This window comes from Archangium gephyra (assembly GCF_042230915.1).
Classification (GTDB): domain Bacteria; phylum Myxococcota; class Myxococcia; order Myxococcales; family Myxococcaceae; genus Archangium; species Archangium gephyra_B.
The window spans coordinates 9,752,587-9,777,456 of the sequence record NZ_CP102578.1; the positions used below are offsets into that span (position 1 = coordinate 9,752,587).

21 protein-coding genes are annotated in these 24,870 nt (G+C 69.8%); 7 read left to right on the top strand and 14 right to left on the bottom strand.

The genetic code is table 11. The features are described from left to right. Positions 1 to 34 precede the first annotated feature (34 nt). The 3 genes from NR798_RS38365 to NR798_RS38375 all read left to right on the top strand — a co-directional run bounded on the left by NR798_RS38365 (position 35) and on the right by NR798_RS38375 (position 2,096). Complete coding sequence (locus NR798_RS38365) at positions 35 to 577, top strand: hypothetical protein (protein ID WP_375767523.1); 543 nt, start codon at positions 35 to 37, stop codon at positions 575 to 577. Continuing rightward, the gene (locus tag NR798_RS38370; protein ID WP_375767524.1) at positions 574 to 1,251 is read left to right on the top strand and encodes a glutathione S-transferase family protein; all 678 of its coding nucleotides are present in this window, start codon (positions 574 to 576) and stop codon (positions 1,249 to 1,251) included. Before NR798_RS38365 ends, NR798_RS38370 begins: the two co-directional genes overlap by 4 nt. Positions 1,252 to 1,346: 95 nt before the next feature. Then, positions 1,347 to 2,096 carry a double-CXXCG motif protein gene (locus NR798_RS38375; RefSeq protein ID WP_375767525.1) on the top strand — a complete coding sequence of 250 codons (750 nt, stop codon included), beginning with the start codon at positions 1,347 to 1,349 and terminating at the stop codon, positions 2,094 to 2,096. On the opposite strand, the gene NR798_RS38380 is transcribed toward NR798_RS38375, so the two are convergent. The 3 genes from NR798_RS38380 to NR798_RS38390 form a co-directional block, all read right to left on the bottom strand. Then, entirely contained in the window at positions 2,065 to 2,937 is an 873-nt protein-coding gene (locus NR798_RS38380; RefSeq protein WP_375767526.1) for a carbohydrate-binding protein, read from the bottom strand. The two genes, NR798_RS38375 and NR798_RS38380, sit on opposite strands and share 32 nt — an antisense overlap. Positions 2,938 to 3,414: 477 nt before the next feature. Beyond that, complete coding sequence (locus NR798_RS38385) at positions 3,415 to 4,122, bottom strand: Bax inhibitor-1 family protein (protein ID WP_375767527.1); 708 nt, start codon at positions 4,120 to 4,122, stop codon at positions 3,415 to 3,417. Positions 4,123 to 4,158: 36 nt separating this feature from the next. Then, a complete protein-coding gene (locus NR798_RS38390; RefSeq protein ID WP_375767528.1) occupies positions 4,159 to 4,713 on the bottom strand; it encodes a hypothetical protein in 555 nt (184 codons plus the stop codon). A gap of 238 nt (positions 4,714 to 4,951) precedes the next feature. On the opposite strand from NR798_RS38390, the gene NR798_RS38395 reads away from it, so the two are divergent. After that, complete coding sequence (locus NR798_RS38395; protein WP_375767529.1) at positions 4,952 to 5,713, top strand: SDR family NAD(P)-dependent oxidoreductase; 762 nt, start codon at positions 4,952 to 4,954, stop codon at positions 5,711 to 5,713. Positions 5,714 to 5,740: 27 nt separating this feature from the next. On the opposite strand, the gene NR798_RS38400 is transcribed toward NR798_RS38395, so the two are convergent. Both NR798_RS38400 and NR798_RS38405 read right to left on the bottom strand, forming a co-directional pair. After that, on the bottom strand, positions 5,741 to 8,314 hold the full coding sequence (locus NR798_RS38400; RefSeq protein WP_375767530.1) for a penicillin-binding protein 1A: 2,574 nt from the start codon (positions 8,312 to 8,314) through the stop codon (positions 5,741 to 5,743). Beyond that, positions 8,311 to 9,276 (bottom strand): RluA family pseudouridine synthase, encoded by a 966-nt coding sequence (locus tag NR798_RS38405; RefSeq protein ID WP_375773894.1) that lies wholly within the window; start codon positions 9,274 to 9,276, stop codon positions 8,311 to 8,313. The genes NR798_RS38400 and NR798_RS38405 overlap by 4 nt, the downstream gene beginning before the upstream one ends. Before the next feature lie 43 nt (positions 9,277 to 9,319). Between NR798_RS38405 and NR798_RS38410 the strand changes: the two genes are divergently transcribed. After that, positions 9,320 to 10,795 carry a pentapeptide repeat-containing protein gene (locus tag NR798_RS38410; RefSeq protein WP_375767531.1) on the top strand — a complete coding sequence of 492 codons (1,476 nt, stop codon included), beginning with the start codon at positions 9,320 to 9,322 and terminating at the stop codon, positions 10,793 to 10,795. Between the two features lie 212 nt (positions 10,796 to 11,007). Further along, positions 11,008 to 11,946, top strand: coding sequence for a DUF4382 domain-containing protein (locus NR798_RS38415; RefSeq protein ID WP_375767532.1), 939 nt, complete (start codon positions 11,008 to 11,010; stop codon positions 11,944 to 11,946). Between the two features lie 124 nt (positions 11,947 to 12,070). On the opposite strand, the gene NR798_RS38420 is transcribed toward NR798_RS38415, so the two are convergent. The 7 genes from NR798_RS38420 to NR798_RS38450 are packed head-to-tail and all read right to left on the bottom strand — an operon-like array spanning position 12,071 to position 22,019. Then, positions 12,071 to 13,048 carry an MBL fold metallo-hydrolase gene (locus tag NR798_RS38420; RefSeq protein ID WP_375767533.1) on the bottom strand — a complete coding sequence of 326 codons (978 nt, stop codon included), beginning with the start codon at positions 13,046 to 13,048 and terminating at the stop codon, positions 12,071 to 12,073. Positions 13,049 to 13,098: 50 nt separating this feature from the next. Continuing rightward, on the bottom strand, positions 13,099 to 14,064 hold the full coding sequence (locus tag NR798_RS38425) for a DMT family transporter (RefSeq protein ID WP_375767534.1): 966 nt from the start codon (positions 14,062 to 14,064) through the stop codon (positions 13,099 to 13,101). Between the two features lie 14 nt (positions 14,065 to 14,078). Then, positions 14,079 to 14,858, bottom strand: a complete 780-nt coding sequence (locus NR798_RS38430; protein ID WP_375767535.1) for an N-acetyltransferase — start codon at positions 14,856 to 14,858, stop codon at positions 14,079 to 14,081. Next, the gene (locus tag NR798_RS38435; protein ID WP_375767536.1) at positions 14,855 to 15,625 is read right to left on the bottom strand and encodes a hypothetical protein; all 771 of its coding nucleotides are present in this window, start codon (positions 15,623 to 15,625) and stop codon (positions 14,855 to 14,857) included. The genes NR798_RS38430 and NR798_RS38435 overlap by 4 nt, the downstream gene beginning before the upstream one ends. Next, positions 15,625 to 15,771, bottom strand: a complete 147-nt coding sequence (locus tag NR798_RS38440) for a hypothetical protein (RefSeq protein ID WP_375767537.1) — start codon at positions 15,769 to 15,771, stop codon at positions 15,625 to 15,627. The genes NR798_RS38435 and NR798_RS38440 overlap by 1 nt, the downstream gene beginning before the upstream one ends. A gap of 12 nt (positions 15,772 to 15,783) precedes the next feature. Next, positions 15,784 to 21,669 carry an FG-GAP-like repeat-containing protein gene (locus NR798_RS38445; RefSeq protein ID WP_375767538.1) on the bottom strand — a complete coding sequence of 1,962 codons (5,886 nt, stop codon included), beginning with the start codon at positions 21,667 to 21,669 and terminating at the stop codon, positions 15,784 to 15,786. A gap of 38 nt (positions 21,670 to 21,707) precedes the next feature. Further along, the gene (locus tag NR798_RS38450; protein ID WP_375767539.1) at positions 21,708 to 22,019 is read right to left on the bottom strand and encodes a PqqD family protein; all 312 of its coding nucleotides are present in this window, start codon (positions 22,017 to 22,019) and stop codon (positions 21,708 to 21,710) included. A 248-nt stretch (positions 22,020 to 22,267) separates the two neighbouring features. Between NR798_RS38450 and NR798_RS38455 the strand changes: the two genes are divergently transcribed. Further along, on the top strand, positions 22,268 to 22,768 hold the full coding sequence (locus NR798_RS38455) for a cytochrome c oxidase assembly factor Coa1 family protein (RefSeq protein ID WP_375767540.1): 501 nt from the start codon (positions 22,268 to 22,270) through the stop codon (positions 22,766 to 22,768). Positions 22,769 to 23,022: 254 nt separating this feature from the next. Here NR798_RS38455 and NR798_RS38460 read toward each other — a convergent pair whose 3' ends face one another. Then, on the bottom strand, positions 23,023 to 23,991 hold the full coding sequence (locus tag NR798_RS38460; protein WP_375767541.1) for an electron transfer flavoprotein subunit alpha/FixB family protein: 969 nt from the start codon (positions 23,989 to 23,991) through the stop codon (positions 23,023 to 23,025). Between the two features lie 43 nt (positions 23,992 to 24,034). Continuing rightward, a complete protein-coding gene (locus NR798_RS38465) occupies positions 24,035 to 24,832 on the bottom strand; it encodes an electron transfer flavoprotein subunit beta/FixA family protein (protein ID WP_375767542.1) in 798 nt (265 codons plus the stop codon). Positions 24,833 to 24,870: the final 38 nt, after the last annotated feature.

Below are 24,870 nucleotides of genomic sequence, written 5' to 3' on the forward strand. Positions count from 1 at the left end.
ACCCGGACGATGTTCGCAGGTGCTGGGGTGAGACGTGGATCGTGAAGCCGTGGAGAAGTTGCAGCGCGCGGGCCTGAAGGTGGAGCAGCCGGAGCTGCTCCGCGTGGCCATCCAGCGCGACGAGAGCAAGCGGGTGATGAAGGTGCTCGGGGAGGTGCCGGTGATGGGCAACGAGGGACTCATCCTCGTGCAGCTCAAGCCCATCTCGCAGCTGTGGACGGGCTCGGCGGTGCCGCCGGACCTGTCGCGGACGCCGCCGCCGCAGTACCAGCCCTTCTTCCTGCTGATGGAGTCGACGGCCGCCAACTACTGCGCGGCGCAGGGCAGGCCCGAGACGGATGACGAGTTCGAGCGGCTCTTCCGCCAGCTGCGCCGCAGGCCGGACGGGACGGACGTGCACCCGCTCTTCTCGTACCTGCAGGGGGCGGCGCGCCTGTACATGTCGCTGCGCGACGTGAGCCAGGCCGAGTTCGAGGCGGTGGTGAACCGGCTGAGCCAGTCGGCGAAGTGGCACTCCACGCACACGGGCAGCAGCAACTACCACCGCGAGGTGCTGCAGGGGGTATTCGGCGCATGATCGACCTGTACACATGGGCGACGCCCAACGGGCACAAGGTGTCGGTGACGCTGGAGGAGCTGGGGCTGGCGTACACGGTGAAGCCGGTGGACATCGGCAAGGGCGAGCAGAAGCAGCCCGGGTTCCTGAAGATCAATCCCAACGGGCGCATCCCGGCCATCGTGGACCGCGAGGAGGGAGACTTCGCGGTGTTCGAGTCGGGAGCCATCATGCTGTACCTGGCGGAGAAGACGGGGAAGCTGCTGCCGTCGGACCGCAAGGGGCGCTCGCGGGTGACGCAGTGGCTGATGTTCCAGATGGGAGGAGTGGGACCCATGCAGGGACAGGCCAACGTCTTCTTCCGCTACTTCCCGGAGAAGCTTCCCTCGGCCATCGCGCGCTACCAGAACGAGACGCGGCGGCTCTACACGGTGCTCGACACGCGGCTGGGGGAGAGCGAGTACCTGGCGGGCGAGTACAGCATCGCGGACATCGCCAACTGGGCGTGGGTGCGCGTGCATGACTGGGCGGGCGTGTCCATCGACGGGCTGCCGAACCTGCAACGCTGGCTGGCGGCCATTGAGCAGCGGCCCGCGGCCCAGAAGGGACTGACCGTGCCGCACGTGGTGAAGCTCGACACGTCCACCGCCCAGGACCAGGCCATCAAGTCGGCGCAGACCATCGTGCAGAGGTAGCGGCGCGGCGATGGAGCAGCCCGCCGCGCGGGAATACGCTGGGCCACATGCGCTTCTTGCTCCCGCGACTGAGAAAGCAGCGAAGAGCTCCGCGTATGAACTACTTCCGTATCCGAGAAGACAGGTCCACGGGTTACACGGGCTCTGTTGACGCCTCGCATCGATGGGGACTGCCGGGCGTCCATTGCCCAGTGTGTCAGGACGCATGGAGCGGCGGCGCCAACGTATACCCTTCGGTCGACTTGACGCCGATCACCGCGCTGGCTGATTTCGAAACCCCCCGAGCCGAACCCATCGAGGAGTATGAACGGTTGTGCGAGCTGATACGGCCCCTGCTGCCTCCGGGAGCGCAGTTGGAGCCAGGGGTGGGATTCGGCCCGCTCGAGGGAAAAGCCCAGGGCCGTTTCGGGCAACTCCACATGGACTTCGCCGAGGTGCTGTTGGTTCAACGCGAAGCTCTGCACAAACTCCAGTCGGAAGGACTTCGAGGACTCAAGGGCTGCCCAACCGCCCTGCGCTTCCGCCAGCGCAACTCGCCCGAGTTGCTCGAGCTGGAACTCCTCCCCGTGGGCCGCCTGCACCCTGACTGCCTTCCCCCCAACCCTCAACCCCCCTGTCCCCGTTGTAGCCGCCGGATGCATCCCCTCCCGGATGTCCTGATACTGGACGCGTCCACGCTTCCCGAGCACCTCGACCTGTTCCGGCTGGAGGACTACTGCAACGTCACCCTGTGCACCGGCCGCTTCGTGGAGGCGTACCAGCGACTGGGCTTGGATGGCGTTGTCTTCCAACGCCTGGAAGCGAGGGCAGGGCTCAGTCGATCTCCCTCACGCTCAACCACTTGAAGTCGACGTCGCTCGCCCCGTCCCAGCGGAAGACGGCGATGGGGCCGCCCCAGGTGATGGGCATGGCGTCCACGGTGCCTCCGCAATAGGACGCATCGCCTCCCCAGCGCCCGTCATCCACCATGTCGTAGACCTTCACCCACGAGACGCCGTCCGCCTTCGTGTCGAGCCACAGCTCCAGATGGACGGCCGTCCCGCCCTCGGCGGTGGGCACGTTGCGCATGATGGCCTTGAAGCCCACCCAACGGCCGCGCAGCGCACCCGTCGCCGCCACGTACGGCGACGACGCGTAGCTCACGTGCCAGGACTCCTTCTGCCACCGCACCTGGCCATCGTAGTGGAGCGCACCGTGGTAGGCGGAGCCCTCGCAGGGCCGTCCGTCCGTGTGCTCGCCACCGCGCGCCTGCCAGGAGAGGTTCTCGTCCCGCTTGCCGCCGGCGTTCACCCGCACGTAGCCCGTCATCTCCACGTTCTTCCAGTCGTTGGCGGCCTGCATGAAGCCACTGCTCGCGAGCACCTCGCGGTCATAGGTGGCGATGGCCGCGGTGTCGTATCCCGTCGACGTGTAGACGTGCATCCGCACCTGCTTGTCCCGCACCTTCCAGGAGCCGTCCGCATTGCGCGTGAGCGGAGTCTGCGGGTCGAAGCGCGCATCCGTCCCCGGGTTCTCCGCCAGCATCCACTCCTCTCCGCCCACCTTCGTCGGATGGAGCATCGCCACGCCAAAGGCGTCGGTGCCCACCTCCAGCGAAGGTGATGCAGGCGCCCGCTTCTCCCTCGCGAACGCGGAGCCCTCCGCCACGGCGAGTACGAGCACGAGCCCCATCCAGACACGTCCCACGAAGCCACTCCCCACCATCCCCGCCCCCTCCCACGGCCCTCATCCCCGCCGGAGCTTCCATCGACTGGAGACTCCGTCTGCGACTCCAGGACAGGTGAACACACGCTCCACGGCACCCAACCGGGACCGTAAGCTCACCTCGAATCCGCCGCCGGACACCCTGCCCTCCGAGGCACTTGTGCCGTCTCCAGCACGACACGCGTGCCTCACCCTGTCGCCCCCGGCTCCTCCCGGTCATGGCGTCACGGGAGGCACCTGGAGCAATCACTCCGGCAGGTTTTCCGATTGGGTCACGGCGCAACGGCCCGGCGGCTTCCGGGCGCGCGCTCGAGCAACTGGTCCGACTGTTGGACCAGTTGGAGCCATTCGCGCCCGGAAGGTCCCCCTGTCGCCAACGCCCCCGACGCACGAAGGGCCCGGTCCTCCGTCGCGCGGACGGAGCCCCGAGCCCTTCCTACTCCCCGGCGTCTGTTCGCTTCAGCGCCGGTCCATGAGGATCCGCAGGATGTACCAGAACAGGAGCGCCACCGAGGAGAACAGGGTCAGCGCCGCCGCCACGTGGGAGCCCACCGGGTAGTGATGCAGGACGTTGGACGTGTAATAGAGGATGTACCCGGCGGCGACCACCACCATCACGGCCGCGAAGAGCGTGCCCAGGGTGAAGCCGAAGAGCATCGAGACGACGATCAGCCCCAGGGCCGCGAACCCGGCGACCGTCAGCGCGGGACGCAGCCACGAGAAGTCACGCCGGGTGAGCAGGACCGTTCCCGTCAACCCCACGAAGACGAGTCCGGTGAGCACCCCCGCCTTGGCGATGATGTTCGGGTCCCCGGAGAAGTAGGCGGCCACGTAGAGGAGCGGGAGCATGATGATGGCTTCCGCCACCACGTAGAGGCCGAGCCCCAGGTACTGCATGGCGGGAGAGCTCGCGGACCGCGCCCAGCGATCGGCCACCCACCCCACGACCATGAAGGCGCCCAGGACGATGAGCCAGCTCATGCGCCCGCCGAGCATCGTCTGCACGAGCGGCCGCGCCAGCGGCGAATGGATGAGCGCCGCCTCCAACGCGATGAAGGCCAGCACCGCGCCACCGAGATGGAGGTACGTCTTGCGGATGAAGGCCGTCCGCTCCGAGACCGGAGCGTCCGCGGCGATCATCCCTCCAGCAGCCGTGTTCCAAGCCATGTCACGTCCCCCTTTCGCTCATCTTCATTAACGGCGTCACACGTCGAAGTCGCCCAGGTCGCCGCCGAGGTCCTCTCCAAGGCCCGCGTCGTCTCCAGCGGACGTGTCCTCCCACTGGGCCGAGTCCAGCGCTCCCTCATCCCCCCAGCCGCCGTCGAAGCCATCCAGGAACTGGTGGGCGATCGCCGAGCCGATCACCGTCCCCGCGATGCTGCCCAGCAGGCTCCCAGCGAACATGCCTCCGAAGCCGCCTCCACCGAAGGAGCTCTCCAGCGTCCCCGGCCGGCGCAGCTCGGCGCGCGTCGCCATTCTCGCCAGCGCTCGAGGGTCCGGGTCATTCGAGTCAGCGGCGCTCCGTTCCGCCGACGGCAGCTCCTGGCCCAGCTCCTGGAGCGCCCGCACCCGCTGCTCGGGCGTCAGCTGCGCGAAGGCCTCGGCATGGGCCTGCTCGATGGCTTCCGGCGGCGCCGTCCGCAGCAGGTACCGGTAGCGCGCCAGCGCCTGGTCATCGGCGGAGGGAACCGCCGCCCCTCGCCGCTCCGGCCTCGTGTCGCGGGAACCCCCACCGAAGATGCGATCCAGAAATCCCATGTGAACCCTCCACCTCGGGCTCCCGTTGGGAGCAGTCGTCACACCCTGGAGACGGGAGGGCCGCTTCGCTCGACAGCATGACCGCTCCCCCACCATCGCCAGCCCTGGGGGTGGCCCATGAGGCGGGGGCTCGGAAGGCCGCCTGCCGGGCAGTCTCATGCCGCACCGCGTCGTTTTCCTTCCCCGCTCCCCGGCGTTCCGTGGCAGGAAGTCGCCCGCACATCCGGAGGAAGCACACATGGCGGAGTTGAGCTATCGCACGGCGCTGGTGACGGGAGCCTCGAGTGGCCTGGGGCGCGGGCTGGCGCTCTGGTTCGCCCGGCGCGGCGTCAAGGTGTACGCCGCGGCCCGGCGCCGCGAGAACCTGGAGGCGCTCGCCAACGAGGCCCGTGCCGCCAACGCCCACATCGAGCCGGTGGAGCTCGACGTCGCCGACGCGGACAACACCCTCGCCCGCATCCGCGAGCTGGATGCCGCCTGCGGCGGGTTGGATCTCATCATCGCCAATGCCGGCTTCGGCCAGGAGACGTCCGGCAAGCGCATCAAGTGGGACACCGTGAAGAAGGCCATCGACGTCAACGTCACCGGTGCCGCCGCCACCCTGAGCGCCGTGCTGCCCCAGATGGTGGAGCGCAAGCGGGGCCATGTGGTGGGCGTGGCCAGCCTCGCTGCCTTCCGGGGCCTGCCGCGCAACGCCGCCTACTCCGCCTCCAAGGCCTTCCTCTCCACCTTCATGGAGAGCCTGCGCGTGGACCTGCGGGGCACGGGCGTCCAGGTCACCTGCCTCTACCCCGGCTTCGTGAAGAGCGAGATGACGGCCCAGAACAAGTTCCAGATGCCCTTCCTCCTGGAGACGGAAGAGGCCGTGGAGCTGATGGCCAGGGCCATCGTACGAGGGGACAACCAGTATGCCTTCCCCTGGCAGATGGCCCGCGTCATGGGCGTGCTGAAGCAGCTGCCCAACGCCATCTTCGACGCCGCCGCGCGCAAGATGCGCTGAGGCACGGCGGCGTCCCGGGCACGCTGACTACGGCGCGCCCATGATGAAGTCCTGCACGCCCACCGCGCCCTTCTCGGGGGCCACGTCGTCGGGCTGCGTGCCCTTCTTGAACCAGATGTTCACGGAGTCCTTCGACCCGGACGAGGCGATCTTCCCCGTCTTCTTGTCGATGCGCAGCAGCATCATCGTGTCGCGCAGCCACTCGGGCGGCCAGAACTCGGACTGGGGACGCGCCGCCAGCGCCGGCTTCATGTAGTTGAGCCAGATGGGCAGCGACGCGCGGCCACCCGTCTCGTAACGGCCCAGCGGGTGCTCGTTCTTGTCGTAGCCCACCCACGCCACCGTCACCAGGTCCCGCGTGAAGCCGGCGAACCACGTGTCGAAGGAGTCGTTGGTGGTGCCCGTCTTGCCCGCCGCCGGCTTGCCCAGCTTCTGCGCCGGGCCGCCCGTGCCCTCCGTCACCACGCCGCGCAGCATGCTGGTGGTGATGAAGCCCGTCTCGGGGCTCATCACCTGCTCGCCCGGCTCGAACAGTCGCGCGTAGCCCGCCGCCACCCGGTCCTGCAGCGGCGCCCACGCGTCGTCGTACGCCGTGTGGTCCTCCAGCGTGCGGCCGAAGCGGTCCTCAATCTTGCGGATGAAGTACGTGGGCTTCTTGCGGCCGTAGCGGTTGAAGACGGCGTACACGTTGGCCAGGTCGTACGGGTACACGCACGAGGAGCCCAGCGCCGCCGAGAAGTCCATGTTCATCGGCGTGGACAGGCCCAGCTTCGTGCTCCACTCGGCCATGTTCTTCACGCCCACGGCCGCGAACGTCTTCACCGCGGGGATGTTCATCGAGTTCACCAGCGCCGTGCGCAGCAGCACGTCCCCGAGGAACTCGTCGCTGTAGTTGTCCGGCTTCCACGCGACGCCGTTCTCCGGATCGTGCTCGACGATGGGCGAGTCCACGATGATGGTGGCGCCCGTCCACCCCAGCTGCTCCAGCGCCGCCGAGTACACCAGCGGCTTGAAGGAGCTGCCCGGCTGGCGGCACGCCTGGAAGGCCCGGTTGAACTCGTTGGCGTCGAAGTCGTAGCCGCCCACCATCGCCGTGAGGTACTGGCGGTGCGGATCGATGGACACCAGCGCGCTCTGCAGCTCCGGCTCCTGCTCCAGCCGGAAGAGCGGCACGCCCTCGGGAATCTCCTTGTCCAGCTTCCGGTCGAACTGGACGTTGTCGTCGGTGAGCTCCTTCTTCACCACGTGGCGCACCACGATGACGTCGTCCACGTTGAGCACCCGCTTGGCCGAGGTGAGCATCAGCCCCGGGTAGTAGCCCTCGGGGTTCACCTTGCGCGCCCAGCGCATGCCCATCAGCGGCAGCAGGCCCTTGTGCGGACCCACCTGCACCTCCACGCCCTCGGTCTCCACCTTCGTCACCCGGGCCACGTACAGCTTGTTCTCCTGGAGCTGCTCGTCGCCCATGGCCTTCATCGACCTGTCGATGAACTCCTTGCGCTCCTGCTCCGTGGTCAGCTGCTTCACCGGCCCGCGGAAGCCCTGGCGCTTGTCGATGGCCATCAGCCCCTCGAGCACCGACTCCTGCGCGGCGCGCTGGCGCTCGCTGTCCATGGTGGCGAAGACCTTCAGGCCCTCGTTGAGCAGCATCTTGTTGGTGTAGCGCTCCACCAGGTTCTTGCGCACCTGCTCGGTGAAGTACGGGGCGAACTCGTGGAAGACGTCCTCCACCGGGTACACGTTCACCGGCTCGGCGTCCGCCTGGGCGCGCTCCTCCGCGGAAATCATGCCCTCGTCGAACATGCGCTTGAGCACGTACGAGCGGCGCTTCTTGGCCGCCTCCGGCTTCTTGAAGGGCGAGTAGCGGCTGGGCGCCTGCGGCAGGCCGGCGATGAGCGTCATTTCCCCCAGCGTCAGGTCGCGCACGTCCTTGCGGTAGTAGTTCTCCGCCGCGCTCTGCACGCCGTAGCTGTGGTGCCCGAGGAAGACGTTGTTGAGGTAGAGGTAGAGGATCTCCTCCTTCGTCAGCGCCTCCTCCAGGCGCCGGGCGAGGATGGCCTCGCGGATTTTACGCGTGAGGTTCTTCGCGGTGGCGCTCTCGTAGCCCTCGGCGGCGATGAGCACGGCCTTGGCCGTCTGCTGCGTCAGGGTGGAGCCACCCTGCACGCTGCCGCCCAGGCCCAGCTTCTTGGAGATCGTCTTGAAGGCGGCGCGCGCCGTGCCCAGCACGTCCACGCCCTGGTGGTCGAAGAAGCTCGAGTCCTCACTGGCGATGAAGGCCTGCACCAGGCGCTTGGGGATGCGCTCGTAGGGCACCACCTTGCGCCGGTGGTGGTAGAACTCACCGGCCAGCACCGCGTCGTCGGTGTAGACCTCGGTGACGATGGGCGGCCAGTACTGGTCCACCTTGGGGATGTCCGGCAGCCCCTGGGAGTAGTGGTAGTACACGCCCGCCACCGCAATCACCGCGGCGGTGGCGCCCGTCAGGCCCGCCCACGCGACGAACTTCAACAGGCGCACCCAGATGGGGCGCTTGGGCGGAACACCGTCGAGCACCAGCTTCGACTCGGAGCGATCGGTCTTCTCGGGATTCTGACTCATGAGGGTTCCAGCGCGGCGCGCTTGAGCACGTCCTTCAACTCCGGGGGCAAATCCGCCTCCACCGCCACCTTGCCCCCGCTAGCCGGGTGGGGAAACTCTATGAACTCGGCATGCAGGAACAGGCGTTTGAGCCCCCAACGGGCCCGCACATCCCTGTTGAAGCCGAAGTCACCGTATTTCTTGTCCCCGGCGACCGGGTGGCCAATGGCCGTCAGATGCCTTCTTATCTGATGAGTGCGTCCGGTCTCGATGACGCAGGAGAGGAGGGCTACCTCGCCCGATTGCTTGATGACCTTCCATCGCGTCACGGCCTCCTGCATGTTCACCCCGCGACGGGCCTTGGACTCGGCCGTCTGCTGGTGCTCAGCGAGCGGCAGGTTAATGACCCCCGAGTCCTTCGGCATCCGGCCTTTGACCAGTGTCAGATACCTCTTGCGCGGATGTCCGTTGGTGAAGAGTTCCGTGAAGTGGACCATCGCCGGGCGGCGCTTGGCGACGAGGATGACGCCACTCGTCTCCCTGTCCAGCCGGTGGGCGGGGCTGGCGGCGAAGTCGTTCCTTACCGCCTTGGGCCCCAGGTAGGCACGCACGTAGTCCACCAGCGTGCCGCCGGTGATTCCACTGCCGGTGTGGACGGCCATCCCACTCGGCTTGTCCACGGCCATCAGCCAGTCGTCCTCGAAGAGGATGACCAGCTCGCTGGGGTCCACGGGGGGAGGGGGTGGGGGTTTGCGCTCCTCGGGGGCGGCGGGGGCGAGGAGCTGCTCCTCGGTCCCCCGGATGGAAATGGTGTCGCCGGCGGCCAGGGGCTGCTCTGGCTGGGCCCGCTTGCCGTTTACCCGCACCTTCTTCACGCGAATCATCTTGAAGAGGTGCGAGGTGGGCACGTTCGCGAGCTTCTTGCGGAGGAACTTGTCCAACCGCATACCCGCGCTGTCTTCCTCGATTCGGAACTCGATCATTTGACTGGCGCACGGACCACAGCACACCGATAAATTCGGGTCCATGCCGAAAGCCCCCACGATTGAACAGCTCCTGCAGAACGGAAGCGCCGAGTGGAACCGCCTGCGCAAGGCCGGCAAGGTGCCCACCGAGCACACGGGCGCGACCTTCGCGCAGCTCTTCTCCGCCAACGCGGACCTGTCCGGACTGGAACTGGTCGGCAGCGAGTGGGAGCGCTGCGACCTGTCCAAGGTGAACTTCCGCGACACGGACCTCTCCAACGCCTACTTCCATGGTGGCCGCCTCCAGGATTGCGACTTCCGGGGCGCCAACCTGGAAGGGGCCACCTTCGAGAAGCTCAAGCTGCTGCGCTGCGACTTCACGGGCGCCCGGGGCCTGGAGGAGGCCGACTTCGACGAGGTGGACATGGACCGCGTCACCGGCCTGGACGGAGAGGAGCCCCCGCCGCCCCCGCCGCCGCCGGTGCAGGGGATTACCGCCTTCACCCGCGAGCAGCGCGACAAGGTGATGGGCCCGGGCTCCCTGCTGGCCCCCGCCTCCGAGCAGCAGCAGGCGGAGAACGAGCTGCCGCCCTTCAAGCCCCAGGACAACCCGGGCCAGCTCTTCTTCCGCGCCCTCAAGCGCCTCGGCTCCCCGCCGCTCTGGGTGCTGGACGTGTCCGGCCTGCGCCCGCTGCTGCCCACGCGCCTGCCCCCGGGCAGCTCCCTGGAGACGCTCTACCGCGAGGCGGTGAAGACGCGGCTGGAGAACAAGAAGCCCGCGGCGGACCCCGGCGCGGTGGAGCGGGCCCAGCGCTCGCTGCGCATGGGCGCCAAGGACTCCAACCTCGCCGCCATGTACCTGCGCGAGGTGGGCGTGGTGCCCTCCTTCCGCTTCTCCGCGGCCAAGGTGCTCAAGGACGCCCTGCGCGAGGAGCTGGCGGTGGATGACCTCACCGGCTCGGTGGACCCGCGCACCACCGGCGCGCTGCTCGAGCTGCGGCTGCCCCAGGAGGTGGTGGAGCACACCCACGAGGTGCGCCGCCGGCTGTCCGCCACCCAGCTGTACTCCGCGCTGCTGGAGGCCGGCTTCAACCCGGACAACAACTGGGAGGAGGCGCTGGAGTCGGCCGAGCCCGCCATGGAGCTGGCGCAGCTGGCCACCGGCGAGGACCGGCAGGCCCTGCTCGAGAGCTTCCAGGTGTTCTCCGCCCTGCCCGAGGAGGCCCGGCTGCGCCGGCTGGCCTACCTGGCCGAGGCCCTCGGCCACCTGGAGCTCCTCGGCCGGCTGCCCGAGGGCATGGAGCCGGCGTGGCTCTCCGGCCCCGAGACGCGCGAGTGCCATGACCGGGAGATGACGTACGTGCAGTCGCTGCGCGCCGAGGACATCCCCAAGAAGGTGGCCGCGCTGGCCAAGGCCGAGCTGGGCGTGCCCGAGGGCGAGGTGCCCGAGGAGAGCGAGGACGACCTCTTCGTCCACCTGCGCTGCGATGTGTGCGGCAAGGAGAAGCTCATCGTCCAGTCGCCCGCTGAAGAGTGACAGGCGGGTGATGGGCGGGTGATGGGCGGGTGACGGGGGGAGTGAACGTCCCGGGACACTCCCCCTGTCCCATCCGGTACACCCCCCGGACCCCTGGCCCCGCAAGTGGCCGGAATCCGGGGCCCAGGAGCGCGGCACGCGGAGTGCTTTGGGGTGGACACGTGAGCCCACGGGCTCATGCGTTCCTTCACCACACCCCGGAGCACTTCTCCATGAAACGCCTCCAGCTTCTCACGCTCAGCCTGTTCGCCCTCGCCTTCGGCCTGGTCACCGCGGGCTGTGGCAACCAGAACAGCGTCACCATCAAGCTCACCGACGCTCCGGGCGACTTCAAGGCCGCCGTCGTCACCATCTCCCAGGTCTACCTCCAGGGTGAGGGTGGCCGCGTGGTCCTCAGCAACGAGGCCACCACCACCAACCTCATCACGCTGGCCAACGACACCAAGGACATCGTCAAGGACGCCATCGTCCCCGAGGGCCGCTACTCCGAGCTGCGCTTCGTCATCTCCGGCGCCTACATCGAGGTGGAGCAGGACGACGGCAGCACGGCCATCTTCGCCACCTCCAACGACTACGCGGGCCTGCCCGAGGGCGCCAGCGTCGCCGGCATCCTGCAGACGCCCAGCTTCAGCACCTCCGGCGTGAAGGTGAAGCTCGATGGCGACGTGGAAGTGGCCGGCGAGCAGAAGGTCATCCTGGTGGACTTCGACGTGTCCCAGAGCTTCGGCAAGGAGCGCGGCCAGGGTGACAAGTGGGTGATGAAGCCGGTCATCAAGGGCGGGGAGATCGTGTTCAGCGGCAGCGTGAACGTGACGCTGGCCCAGGGCGAGGGCGTGACCCTGCCCACCCTGAACGGCACCGCCCTGACGCTGGGCAGCTTCCGCGCCACGCTCCGGAGCACCGAGACCGACCCGGATGGCGCTTCCGCTCCCGCCGCCGAGGAGATCGCCCTGACGGACTCCAACGGCGACGGCGTGTTCGAGGCCAGCTTCAAGTTCCTCGTCCCCGGCAACTACGAGCTGAGCTTCGCGGGCCCCGAGGGCGTGAGCTTCACCACCAACCCCGGCATCCCGTCGGCCATCACCATCGGCTCGGGCACGGACCAGTCGCGGGCCTTCGTGCTGACCTCGGCCTCCATCTCCGTGCGCTAACAGCGCCTCAGAAAACGGAAGAGTCCCCCCAGAAGTTGTAGTAACCTCTCCAGTAGTACCCCCCTCAGTAGTACCGGACGGGGATACGGCACGGCACCGTATCCCCGTCAGGTCTTTGCGGGGCTCAGAGGAGCGAGAGCTGCTTGGGCGCACCGAGTGCCCGCGCATCCAGGCCGTGCCCGCGCAGCACCTCGGCCAGCTCCTCGGCGAAACCGTGCAGGGTGATGACGTCCCGGGCGCCGGTGGCCTTCGCGTACCGCACCAGCGAGGGGCAGTCGGCATGGTCCGAGAGCGGGAAGGCCACGTCCGCGTTGTAGCGCCGCGTGGCCCCGGCCCCATCCAGCGCCCAGCCGGTGAGCACGGCGGTGGCGCGGGGCCAGAGCGGCGCGAGCGCCCCGCCCCGGTTGAGGTGCGGCGGGAAGAAGAGCACCTCGCCCGGCTCGACGCGGCCCTCGTAGCACCGCAGCGGCTCGATGGGGACGCCCAGCTCGCCGTAGAGCTTCGTCACCTCGTAGATGGAGGAGTGCGCCACCAGCGGGAAGCCGCGGTCCGCCAGGTACTTCATCGCCTCCTGGCTCTTGCCCAGCGCGTAGGCCAGCAGCACCGGGACGGCGCCACGCTCCAGGTGACGGCGCACCCAGGACTCCACCTGCCCCAGCACCTCCTCGCGCGGCGGGAAGACGTAGCGCGGGTGCCCGAAGGTGGACTCGATGACGAGCACGTCGCACTCGGCCACCTGGGCGGGCTCGGCGGTGAGCGAGGGCGCGAGGCTGATGTCCCCCGTGTAGACGATGCGCTTGCCGTCCTCGCGGGTGACGCGGATCTGCGCGCTGCCCAGGACATGGCCCGCGGGCAGCAGCTCCAGGGTGAGCGGGCCCAGCGCGAAGGGACGGCCATAGGGCACCGACAGCGGCGCGCTGAGGTTGCCCAGGCGGTGCGCCATGAGCCGCAGCGTGGCGGCGGTGGCGATGATGCGCTCGTGCCGGGCGATGTGGTCCGAGTGCGCGTGGCTGACGAAGGACAGCGGGGACTTGCGCTTCGCGTCCAGGGACAGCGGCGTCCCCGTCACATGCAGTCCGTTCCTTCGCAGCTCGACGCTCATGGGAAGCGCTGGGTATAGCGCTTCCCGGCGGGCATGCACGTCTTCTCGCCCTACTCGCTGGCCGGAGCGTCCGGCAGCCGGGGGGACGGGCGCGCGCGCACCCGCTCCCAGAGATGGCCTCCCAGCTCGGCCACCAACACGCCCAGGACGATGAGGCCTCCGCCCACCCACTCACGCGGGCCGAGCGTCTCGTAGCCGAGCGCCACCGAGTACACCCCCGCGAACACGGGCTCCATGGAGCAGATGAGCGCCACGCGCACCGCCGTGGTGCGCGCCTGCGCCCATGTCTGGATGCAGATGGCGAGCGCACTGGCGAAGAGCCCGCAGAAGGCCGCCGCGCCCACGAAGGAGGGCGTCCACTCCACCCGCGCCCCGGCGAAGGGCAGGCAGAGCAGGGACAGCAGGGACACCACCCACAGCTGCACCCCCACCAGCGCCACCACGTTCGACTTCGGCGCGTACCGCTCGGTGAGGAGGATGTGGAAGGCGTAGGCCAGCGCACAGCCCAGCGTCAGCCAGTCGCCCCGGGACAGGCCGTGCCCCGCGTCCAGCTCCGCGCCAGTGAGGTAGCGCATGCCCACCGCCGCCAGCACCACGCCCACCCACGAGAAGATGCGCGGCACCCGCCGGAAGAGGGCAAGTCCCAGCACCGGGACGAGCACCACGTACAGCCCGGTGATGAAGGCCGAGCGCGAGGGCGTGGTGGACACCAGCCCCACCGTCTGCAGGACGAAGCCGAGGAAGAGGAAGACGCCCAGCAGCAACCCCCGGCGCAGCGTGTCGGGGACGAACAGCTCGCGCCGGGCGATGGCCGTGAGCGCCAGCGCGCCGATGCCGAAACGCAGCGCGAGGAAGGAGTACGGATCTCCATGGCTGAGCGCCCCCTTCACCACCACGAAGGTGACGCCCCAGAAGGCGGTGATGAGGGCCAGGGCCCCGTCGGCCTGGAGGCGCGAACGGGCCTCGAGGTGGGGCGGGAGTCCCGTCGTCTGCGTCGGTGCCGGAGTGCTGCTCACGGGCTGCTTCTGGCTTACTCCTCGGGCTGATGCAATGGGGGAGGCCGCACCTCCCACCCCCGAGCCCTTGCCTCCCGTGCAAGCTCCCGCTGGAGCGCCCCGTCCACCCCGAGCCCGCGCGCCACGGGCGCCACCACCCGCCAGCGCACCCTCCCCTGCTCCGCATAGGCGAAGCCCCGGAGCCGGCCCCTCGCATCCAGGGCCACCACCGCCAGCCCCGCGCCCCGAGCGAGCCCCGGCCCCAGCTCCGCCGCCGCGTGGGGCAGGTGATGTCCCACGAAGACGAGCAGGGCCTCCTCCTCCCCCGGGCGCAACGGACGCACCGTCAGCGCGCCGAGCCACCGGGCCCGCCCACGCCGTGTCCACTCTGACGTTCCCCACGCACGCGCCAGGTGCCGGGCCCCTCGCAGCACGGGGCTCCGGAAGGCCGTGGTGCCCAGGCGCTGCGCGGCACGGAGCAGCGGACGCGCGAGCACGGGGACGGGCACCTCCACGCCCCGCGTCCGCACGCGGATGACCCGCCCCAGCAGCTCGGCGGAAGGGTCCTCCCTGCCCAGCAACGAGGCGGTGCGCACCGGGGACGTACCCGTCACGAGGTGCGCCGTCAGCCCGCCATCCGCCCGGAGCAGCACGGCGAGGTCTCCCGGAGCCACCGCCTCCGCCGCGCACCGGAGCACCTGGAGGGAGTCCCCACTGCGCAACAGCGGCCACATGCTGCGGCCCAGCCCTCGCACCCAGAGCGTCCCTCCCTCGGGGAGGTGGCGCAGCAGCTGCCCCACGGCTCCGGAATTCACGCCGCGCCCACGAAGTCCCGCGCGAAGACGCCCGCGTCCGGCGACTTGCGGCAGGTGAAGTGGAACAGGCCCCCGCGTCCGGCCAGCGCCACCGCGCGCGCCACCAGCTCCGGGCGCGACACCGTCCCGGGAGGTGGCCCGTACGCCTGTTGGAGCAGGAGGCGCACCGCTTCCGGGGCCTCCACGGGGCTCACCGACTCGGCGGGGCCCTTCACCACCCAGACGATGCGCGCCAGCCGGGCCGACGCGCACGTGGGCACCAGGTCCGCATCCGAGCGGAAGGGACTTCCATGCACCGTGCCCGAGGGCAGCAGCCCCACCGTCTCGTCCGACAACAGCGCGCCTCCAGCCGCCACCGCGGCACGCGCCAGCGTGGACTTGCCGGCGCCACTCGGGCCCACGATGACCAGGGCCTTTCCGGAGAACGCCACCGCCGCCGCGTGGAGCAGCAGGCCTCCCTGCCGCAGCACGCTCACCAGCACCGCCGCCCGCAGCGCCGCCTCGGCCGCGAAGGGATCCGCCGGGATGTGGGCCACCACCTGCTCCGCCTCCACCTCGACGGAGCCCCACTGGGGCCGCTGCGCATCCAGCAGGAAGCCCCGGGCACTGGCCTCGGGGGACGCGGGACGGGCACTCAGGCGCAGCCGGACCTGGCCTGCCTGCCCGGTGGGTTGGAGGTGGGACCAGACGCACCGCCGCTCGAGCAGCGGAACGAGCCGGTCCTCCACCTCGATGACGCCCTCCCCCGCCAGCACCTCACGCCCCATCAGAACTCGCCGTCAGGGGCCCGGATATCGCAGTTGGGCTCGCAGTCCTGTCCCTGGGAGGCGAAGAGGTTGGCCACGAGAATCTTCTCCGAACGGATCGCCGGAGGCCGGTAGGGCCGCTTGCGCTTCCTGGTCTCGTTGCTCATCGCCATCCCTCCTCAATACCAGATCTGCACCCGGCCACCACCGAGGTTGTCCCCCGCCGCGATGTCCGGCCGGCCGTCCCCGTTGAAGTCGGCCGTGGTCACGCTCACGCCCAGCGCCGCGGCGCCCGAGGAGATGATCCGGCCCTGGCTGAACCCTCCGAGCGACAGCTCGAACTCCGAGCCCGGGGTTGCCCGGTTGTAGAGCACCCAGACGGAGCCGCCCGTCAGGATGTTCGTCCCCGCGACGATGTCGAGCTTCCCGTCCCCGTTCATGTCGGCGCAGGCCAGCCCGTTGCCGAAGTTGTTGGCCCCCAGGATGTTGAGCGCGGGCGCGGGCGGATAGCCCACGGGCCCGCCATCCGCGTACACCAGGAGACGGTTCGCGAAGGGGTAGCTGATCACCAGATCCCGTCCCGGGCCGCCCACCAGGTCCACGTTGGCGCACGCCTCGGTACCGAAGCCATCGAAGCGGGTGTCGGAGCTCGTCGTCTGCGAGAGGGTCTGCAGGGCCGAGCCGGCCGGAATGGGAGCCGTGGCATCGACCACCGCCTTGCCCGAGAAGAGGTAGAAGCGGTTGAGCAGCTCGCGCGAGGCCGGCAGCGCGAAGTCCCCGTAGCCATCGCCCGTGATGTCTCCCAGCGCGACCACGCCACGCTGGCGGCCGAAGGAGTTGATGGCGGTGGAGACCGGGGGCGTCTCGCCGGTGAAGATGCGATCCGCCTTGGTGGCGGGGATGTGGCAGGACGTGCTGGCCACCGTGCAGACTGCCCCCGAGCTGGTATCCACCCGCAGGGCGTCCCACTGAGCCCGGCTGCGCCCGTAGAAGAGGTACACCCGGCCCAGGCCGCTGTTCTCGTACGAGGCGCTGAGGACCAGTTCTCCCAGCCCATCCCCGTTGATGTCGCCGATGATGCGCGTCGTGACGCCCAGGCGGCCAACGGGGATCGCCGTGGTCAACCCACGGAACTCGAGGGCCGTCGGATCCACCCCCTTCGCTCCGTCCCGGCCGAAGTAGAGGAAGGCCCGGCCGACGTTGCTGGACCAGCCGGACGCGCCCACGATGAGGTCCGCCTTGCCCTCGCCCGCCACGTCTCCGACGTTGCCAATGCCGAGGTCGACGCCGAAGAACTGCGCGGTGGTGTCCGGTGGAAGCAGCGTCTGCACCGGCACGGGTGCTCCGCCTCCCGCGGGGAAGAGATCCGTCCCCGAGTACACGTACACCGCGCCCCGGTTGGAGCCCTGATCGAAGTTGGCGACCACCAGGTCATCGCCCGGCGTGCCGTCCAGGTTGCCGGAGCCCACGAGGAAGCCGAAGCGGGTGCCGGCGCCCGGGTTGAGCACGTTGAGGGTGCGCAGGAAGTTGTCCAACGTCACGGGCGCGGCGATGCGGCTGTAGTTGCCCACCTCGTCGCGAGCGCGGAGCTGGACGGAGTAGGTGGTCAGCGGCGGCAGCGGCGTGAGGGTGAAGGCCGTGGTGGAGGCGGGCAGCGGCGTGGCGCTGGCCTGCTTCGCCTTGGCGCCGAAGAAGAGCGCATCCGTGGTGAGGCCGCCCGCCTGGACGACGTTCGTCGACCAGCGCAAATCATACCCCGCGGGCTCACCGGAGGCCGCGTCCGAGCCATCGTCCTTCACGGCCGTCCAGGTGACGGCCACCGAGGCGGTGCGCTCGGCCCCCGCCACGACGTTGGCCGACACCACCGGGGCCGCTGGAGGCCGGACGTCCACGGTGACGGTGGCGCTCCGGCGCGTCTCATTGCCGGCGGCATCGCTCGCCACGATGACCAGGGAGCCCGTCGTGCCGTGCGGCAGGGTGATGGGCAGATCCAGCGACTTGTCATTCGAATCGAGCACCACCGCCGGCTTCACCAGGTCCACGTCGTTGTAGAGGACGCGCACCGTGCCGTTGTTGCCCCCCGTCACCCGGAAGGCGAGCTTCGCCTCGGCGTCTCCGTCCGGGGTGAGGTCGGCGATGTAGTTGGCGGGCACGGGGGTGCGGAAGAAGGCCTCGTTGGAGTCGGCCACGAAGAAGAGCGCCGTCGCGGCCGGGACCACGCTCGCGAGCGCCGGCGCCGTGAGGTCCACGGTGATGCCCGAGGAGACGGAGGTGCTGGTGCGGCCGTCATCCATCTCGAGGCGAAGGGTGGTCGTCGCCGCATCCGGGAGCGTGACATCGAAGCCGAAGCTCCCGGTGGACGCATCCGCCGTGGTGGTGGCCTCGGGATCCGTCGCCGAGCCGCGGAACAGCCGGACCTGACGGCCCATGCAGAGGCTCGTCACGCCCTCGATGCGGTACTGCAGGCCCGTTGCCGACGGATTGAGGTCATCCTTCTGGGCCAGGGTGACCGCCGTCCCCGAGGGCCTCGTGAAGCGCTGGTCGCACCCCTCGAAGGTGACGTTGATGTTCTCCACGAGCACGACGGTGACGTTGCCCACCGCGTCGCTCACCTCGAAACGCAGGTCCTGCAGGCCGAGCACCAGATTGGTGGTCACGGAGCTCACCCCGTCAGCGCCCACGGTGGGAGCGGCGAGCGGCACGGGCGCCCGCCCATCCTTCGGGATGCTGGTGATGTTGACCGTCCGGCCCGTCGCACCGCTCACGTTGGCGCGCAACGTCACGATGGACGAGCTCAGCTCCGCCCCCGCGCTCGGGGTGGGCGACACCAGCACCAGCACGGGCGGCTCGAAATCCACCGTCGCCGTCCGCGTGAGGACCGTCTGGTTGCCCGCCTCGTCCGTGGCCTGGATGCGGAAGGCGTACTCCGTGAGCCCCGAGGTGGGGAGCGTGAAGTGCTCGGAGATCTTCAGCGAGGCGGGCGTGCTCTTGCGGAGCTCGCCCAGCGGCGTGACGTTGATCTCCACGCCTTCGGGCCCCACGTCGGGGCTCGTCCGGGCGGAGAGGAGGACCTGGTAGCCCGCGGTGGCGGCGTCCGCGTCATCGGAGGGGCCGAACACCGTCTTGTCCACGGGCGAGACGTCCGCGAGGACCGGTGGGAAGCGATCCAACCGGAACTGCGAGAAGGCAGCGAGGTTGAGCGGATCCAACGGCGCGGGACTGGAGAGCTTGTTGGAGTTACCCGCGGCGTCGGTGATGACCGCCACCAGCGAGTAACGCGCTTCCACCGTGTTGGGCAGGCTGGAGAGCGGCACCCGGGCCACGCCACCGGACACGTCCGCCTGGCCGAAGAGCGTCACGCCCATGGCATCGCGCACCTGCACCTTGCGCCCGTCCTCCACGCCGGTGAAGGACACGGTGACGGTGGGAGGAACGCCCGAGGGCGATTCCATCAGGTTGAGCTGCCCGTCTTGGTTGTCGTCGTCGTCGAAGACGATGCTGGTGACGCGCGGGCGGACCGAGTCCACCACCAACGAGACGGCGGTGGTGTCCGTGAAGCCCGTGTCGTTGAGCACCGCCTTGAGGGCGTACTCGCCATCCGGGTAGGTGAAGTCCGCCACGAAGGCGGGCACGTCGGTGGCGAGCGTGTAGAAGCCCGAGCCATCCCGGCAGGGCGTGGCCGCCGGCACCAGGGGGAGGCTCGTGCAGATGTCCACGCGGCCTCCGGCGGCGGCTCCGGCCAGCGCGTACTGCAGGGGCGCCTGGATGCCGGGCTGCTCGGTGTTGCGATCCGAGGCCAGGTTGAAGCGGGTGGACGGCACGGGCCGGAGCAGCGTCAGGGTGCGCGCCGCGGTGTCCACGGTGAGCAGCTCCGTGGCACACGCCGCCACGCCGGTGCTGCTGGCGAGGGTGGCGCGCAGGGCGTTCGCGCCCTCGTTGAGCTCCACGGCGGAGAAGACCAGCTCCTGGGCGGAGCCCGAGGCGGTGACCGGCAGGGAGCCCACCTCCCGAGTGCCCTGGAAGAGCTTGAGTTGCCCGGCGCTGCCCGCGGACACCGACACCCGCACGTCCACCGTGAGCCCGCCTGCGGAGCGGACCGTCCCGTCCCCGGAGCCCAGGGCCCGGCCCGCGGCCGGAGCGACGATGGCCAGGTGCGCGCCCGTGAGGCCGAGCGTCAGCGCCTTCTCCCGCGTGGTGCTGTTGCCCGCTTCATCCGTGGCCTTGACGGACAGCGAGCACGTCCCCGACGCGGGCACCGTCACCTCGCGCAGCAGGGCAAGGCCCGAGGCATCAGCCACCGTGCGCACGTTGTTGCCCGGATCGCACCCCGTGAGCGCCACCGTGGCGAAGGGGTCCGTGCGCGCCGAGACGATGACCTGCGTGCCCGGCAGCGCGGAGGTGTCACGCGTCTGGGTGCCCAGCACGCCGCTCCCCGCGTCCTCGCTGGAGACGGACACCAGCACCTCGGGGCTCACGGTGTCCCGCGTCACGGTGAGCGCCTGGCTCACCCCGAGCGTCCCGCAGTCGGCGACGAGCCGGTAGGCCCCGTCCGAACCGAGCGCGGCCGACACCTCGGCGCTGCCGCCCACCACGCTCCCCGTCACGCTCGTCTCCACCCCGGAGGCATTCCGCAGGCGGACCGTGACCGGGCCCGTGCTCGTCTCCACCCGCACGGACAGGCCCGAAGCCGATACCGCCGCGCCCGGCAGGGGCGAGACGATGCGGCACGCCGCGCGCCCGGTGCTCACGTTCACCGTCGCGCTCTTGCACGAGGACGGCAGCGCGGGATTGCGCACGCAGGCCTGCACCGCGTTGCTCCCCTCGGCGAGCGACACCCGCCACGTGGCGAGCCGGCCGCCCCCACCCGCCGCCGCGGTGGCCACCCGCACCGGCGTGCCGGGCGTGCCGGTGACGGTCGTGGAGAACTCGATGACCGTCGCCGGCTCCGTCGCGCTCGTCGTCGCGGTGACGTCCACCTGGATGCCGTTGGAGGCATCGCCGTCGGCATCCACCACCGAGGAGGGCGTGGTGAGCTCGACGGTATGAGGCGTGGGCGCCACCACCACGTCGAAGGGGCGCTCCACCGGATTGCCACCGGAGTCCGTCACCCGCAGCGTGTAGGGGAAGAGGCCGCCCTCGGGCACCACCACCTCCGGGAAGGAGACGACGCCTCCGGACACGGTCGCCGACAACGGCGTCTGGCCCTCGCGGGACAGCGTGGCCACCGTGCCGTCCTCGCAGCAGCCCACCACCGCCTCCACCTTGAAGGTCGAGGAGGCCACGGCCGCCACGGGCGCCGACAGCTCCACGCGCGGCGCCACCGAGTCCAGGGTGAAGCTGCGCTTGGAGCTCGCCACGTCCTTGTCGCCATAGCGCACCACCGCGTAGCACTCGGCCACCTGCGCCTCGCACGCGGCCTCGGTGAGCGTCACCGGCACCTCGGTGGTTCCACCCGGCGCCACCGTGAAGTCCGCCGTGGGAATCCCGCACGCGTTGCCGCAGTACAGCGTGCCCGCCCGGCCCGCCAGCCCGCTGGTGCGCAGCTTGAACCGCACCTGGTAGCCCGGCGTGGACGGGTCCACGTCATCCGACTCGCGCAGCACCTGCCCCTCGGCGGGGCCGGAGATGTCCACGCTCCACGACTCCCCGCCCACCGTCACGCTCTGGCTGAGCGTGGCCGTGCGCTTGGAGCCCGCCTCCTCCACCGTCACCCGCAGCACGTTGGTGCGCCCCGGCAGCGTCACCGTGGGGAAGCGCACCTGGCCCCCGTCGATGAACGCGGCCGCCGCCTCGCGCCACGAGGGCTCTCCGGGCAGCTGCACCTCCAGCTTCGCCCGGGCCAGCGTCACCGCGCGCCCCGACGAGTCCGTGGCCACCGCCACCACGTCGTACTGGAAGCCGCTGGCCGCCGGGTCCGCGTCATCCCCCTGCGCCAGCCGCTGGCCGTCCACCGGCTGCGCGAACGCCACCGCCAGCTCCGACTCCACCGGCGGCGTGCCGCACGTACACCCCGCCACCCACAGCGCACACACCGCCAGAATCCACTTCCATCCCGCTCGATGCATGAGTGCCTCTCGCTGTACCCGGCGCGGACCTCCCAGGCTCATGGCCCGAGCACCAGCACCTTCTTTTCCACCAGCAATTTCACGAAGGAGGCCGTGTCCTCCCGGCATTGCGCCGGCTCCACCTCGAACTCCTCACACAGCACGGCCACGATGTCGCCCACCGTCCGACACCCATCGACCAGCTCGAGGATGCGCTCGGCCACCTCGGAGGCCTCACCCCGCTCGTCCTCGAGCGTGTGCAGGGTGTCATCCGGGCCCACCGCCAGCATCCGGTCTCCCACCCGCTGAACCCCCGCCTCCGGGTGCAGGCGCGGCACCGCCTCCATCACGTCTCCTCCGCGCGCGTCCACCCAGGCCCCCTTCACCCGCCAGCCCTCGACGAAATGGGTGGGATGCTACCCGGTCCCGCAACCCCGGGCCAGGAACGGCGCCCGCTCGCTGGCCCTGTTGTCGACCATCCGGGAACCGCTATGACGTGAGGTGCGCACCGCCCGGTACGGTGGCGCGAGGAGACAGGAAATTTATGAGCACGACGTCAGAGGGCCAGTTAGTCCCCCAGCGGGGCTGGTGGAGCCGCAACTGGATATGGGCGGCGCCCGTGGGATGCCTGGGGCTGCTGTTCTCCTGCTGCGTCCTGGGCTTCCTCATCTTCGGCGCCACCACCTGGCAGTCCCTGCGGGGCTCGGGTGTGCTCGTCGACGGGGTCACCCAGGCGAAGCAGTCCCTGGAGGTGCGCGAGGCGCTCGGCGAGCCCATCGAGTCGAGCATGATGCCCCAGCAGTACTCCATGCACTCCGGGACGGATGGGGGCTCGGCCAGCTTCGCGGTGGGCCTGAAGGGCCCCAAGGCCAGTGGCACCCTGTACGGCGAGGCCTACAAGAAGGGCGACGAGTGGACGTTCACCACCCTGAAGGTGGAGGTGCCGGATCACCCGGTCATCAACCTGCTCGGGCCCTCGGTGGAGCCGGCCCCGAAGGCAGTCCCCTTCAACCCCAGGTCGCTACCGGACGTGGAGCCCCTGCCCGAGGACGAGGCGCCCGCCCCACGTGAACCCGGAGAAGGCAAGTCGGGACAGGGCAAGGAAGACATCGAGCTCTGATCCATTTCCCCTCAATTTCCCCTCTCCCGCCGGGAGAGGGACGGGGTGAGGGTATCGGGTGAACGCGGGTTGAACCCCGTGCCCCCACTCCGGGCCACGGATTGAAGAACGGACCCAGGCACCCTCACCCCGACCCTCTCCCGAAGGGAGAGGGGACAGCGGGGACAGCGGGGATATCAACGAAGAAGGGGCGGCCGCGAGGAGTGTTTCCCCCCCGCAACCGCCCCTCCCGTGGACCCAGAGGCCCGGAGTGCCTAGCCCTTGGCCTTGTGGATGGCCTCGCGCAGCGCGGGCAGCACCTTGAAGAGGTCGTCCACCAGCCCGTAGTCGGCCACCTGGAAGATGGGCGCCTCAGCGTCCTTGTTGATGGCGACGATCGTCTTGGAGCTCTTCATGCCCGCCAGGTGCTGGATGGCTCCGCTGATGCCCGCGGCGATGTACAGCTGCGGCGCAACCACCTTGCCCGTCTGGCCCACCTGCAGATCGTTCGGCACCCAGCCGGCGTCGCACACCGCGCGCGAGGCGCCCACCGCGGCGCCCAGCTCGTCGGCCAGCGCTTCAATCTCCTTGAAGTCGCCCTTGGTGCCGCGGCCACCGGACACCACCACGCGCGCCTCGGTCAGCTCGGGACGCGCGCTCTTGACCTCCTTGAAGTCCACGAACTTCGTCTTGCCCGTCTCCACCTTGGGCGAGAAGGCCTTCACCTCGGCGGCGCCCTGGCCCCCCGCGACCGCGGGGAACTCGGTGGCGCGCAGCGTGAACACCTTCACCGGCGTGGTGAGCTTCACCTCGGCGAACACGTTGCCCGCCCACATGGGCCGGCTGAACGTCACGTCCGCGCCCGCGCCGTTGAAGCCCATCACGTCCGTGGCCATGGCCGCCTGCAGGCGCGCCGCCACGCGGGGCATCAAATCCTTGCCCTGCGCGGTGGACGCCATGCCCACGTAGTTGGCGCCAATGGACTTCGCCAGCTCGGCGATGGCCGGGGCGTACGTCTCGGCCAGGTAGTGCTCGAACTCGGGCGCCGCAGCGGTGTGCACCGCCTTGGCTCCCAGGCCCGCCAGCTCCGTGGCCACCTTGGAGGGATCCTTGGAGAGCAGCACCAGGTGCAGCTCCGCGCCCGCCTTGTCGGCGAGCTGCTTGCCCGCGCCCACGGCATTGAGGGTCGCCTTGCGCAGGTTCCCGTCCGGCTGCTGCTCCGCAACGATGAGAACGATCGGCATGTTCAGCTCCAGATTCTCGAAGAAGAGGGGGAACGGGCCCCGGTCAGACCGCCTTGGCCTCGTTGCGCAGCTTGTCCACCAGCGTCGCCACGTCCGGCACCTTGATGCCGGCCTTGCGCGGAGGCGGAGAGGCCATCTTCAGCACCTGCACCTTGGGGGTGACGTCCACGCCCAGCTTCTGCGGCGTCAGCTCCTCGATGGGCTTGCTCTTGGCCTTCATGATGCCCGGCAGGCTCGCGTAGCGCGGCAGGTTCAGGCGCAGGTCCGTGGTGACCACCGCCGGCAGCGTGCACTCGAGCGTGGCCAGCCCGTTGTCCACCTCGCGCACCACGCGCACGCTCTTGTTGTCCGCGCCCACCGTCAGCGCCGGCACCTTGTTCTTCTCCTGCTCGCTCTCCAGCGACTCCACCTTCGAGGCGAACGTGGCCTGGCCCCAGCCCAGGAACTCGGCCAGGTACTGGCCCACCTGGTTCTGGTCGTCGTCGATGGCCTGCTTGCCCAGGATGACGAGGTCCGGCTTCTCCTTCTCCGCCACCTTCTGCAGCAGCCCCGCCACGCCCATCTGATCCAACGGGCCCGTGTGGTTCACCCACACCGCGCGCGTGGCACCCATGGCCAGCGCGTGCCGCAGCTGCTCCTGCACTTCCTTGCCGCCGATGGAGACCACCACCACCTCGCCGCCATGCTTGGCCACGAGGCGCAGTCCCTCTTCGACACCAATCTCATCGAAGGGGTTGATCTTGTACTTCAGCCCCTCCTGCACGATGCCCGAGCCGTCCGGCTTCACCTTGATCTTGGACTCGGGGTCTTCCACGCGCTTGGCGGTGACGAGGATCTTCACGTCCTTCTCCTTAGAGCGGGTACTCCCAGAAATGGCGC

What these genes read in the sequence shown, in the direction of transcription:
- NR798_RS38385 (WP_375767527.1), bottom strand. Translation starts at nt 4,122, where the DNA reads ATGGCTTGGAACACGGCTGCTGGAGGGATGATCGCCGCGGACGCTCCG.
- NR798_RS38420 (WP_375767533.1), bottom strand. Translation starts at nt 13,048, where the DNA reads ATGAGCGTCGAGCTGCGAAGGAACGGACTGCATGTGACGGGGACGCCG.
- NR798_RS38410 (WP_375767531.1), top strand. Translation starts at nt 9,320, where the DNA reads ATGCCGAAAGCCCCCACGATTGAACAGCTCCTGCAGAACGGAAGCGCC.
- NR798_RS38390 (WP_375767528.1), bottom strand. Translation starts at nt 4,713, where the DNA reads ATGGGATTTCTGGATCGCATCTTCGGTGGGGGTTCCCGCGACACGAGG.
- NR798_RS38435 (WP_375767536.1), bottom strand. Translation starts at nt 15,625, where the DNA reads ATGGGGCGTGAGGTGCTGGCGGGGGAGGGCGTCATCGAGGTGGAGGAC.
- NR798_RS38445 (WP_375767538.1), bottom strand. Translation starts at nt 21,669, where the DNA reads ATGCATCGAGCGGGATGGAAGTGGATTCTGGCGGTGTGTGCGCTGTGG.
- NR798_RS38440 (WP_375767537.1), bottom strand. Translation starts at nt 15,771, where the DNA reads ATGAGCAACGAGACCAGGAAGCGCAAGCGGCCCTACCGGCCTCCGGCG.
- NR798_RS38415 (WP_375767532.1), top strand. Translation starts at nt 11,008, where the DNA reads ATGAAACGCCTCCAGCTTCTCACGCTCAGCCTGTTCGCCCTCGCCTTC.
- NR798_RS38370 (WP_375767524.1), top strand. Translation starts at nt 574, where the DNA reads ATGATCGACCTGTACACATGGGCGACGCCCAACGGGCACAAGGTGTCG.
- NR798_RS38405 (WP_375773894.1), bottom strand. Translation starts at nt 9,276, where the DNA reads ATGATCGAGTTCCGAATCGAGGAAGACAGCGCGGGTATGCGGTTGGAC.
- NR798_RS38460 (WP_375767541.1), bottom strand. Translation starts at nt 23,991, where the DNA reads ATGCCGATCGTTCTCATCGTTGCGGAGCAGCAGCCGGACGGGAACCTG.
- NR798_RS38395 (WP_375767529.1), top strand. Translation starts at nt 4,952, where the DNA reads ATGGCGGAGTTGAGCTATCGCACGGCGCTGGTGACGGGAGCCTCGAGT.
- NR798_RS38400 (WP_375767530.1), bottom strand. Translation starts at nt 8,314, where the DNA reads ATGAGTCAGAATCCCGAGAAGACCGATCGCTCCGAGTCGAAGCTGGTG.
- NR798_RS38375 (WP_375767525.1), top strand. Translation starts at nt 1,347, where the DNA reads ATGAACTACTTCCGTATCCGAGAAGACAGGTCCACGGGTTACACGGGC.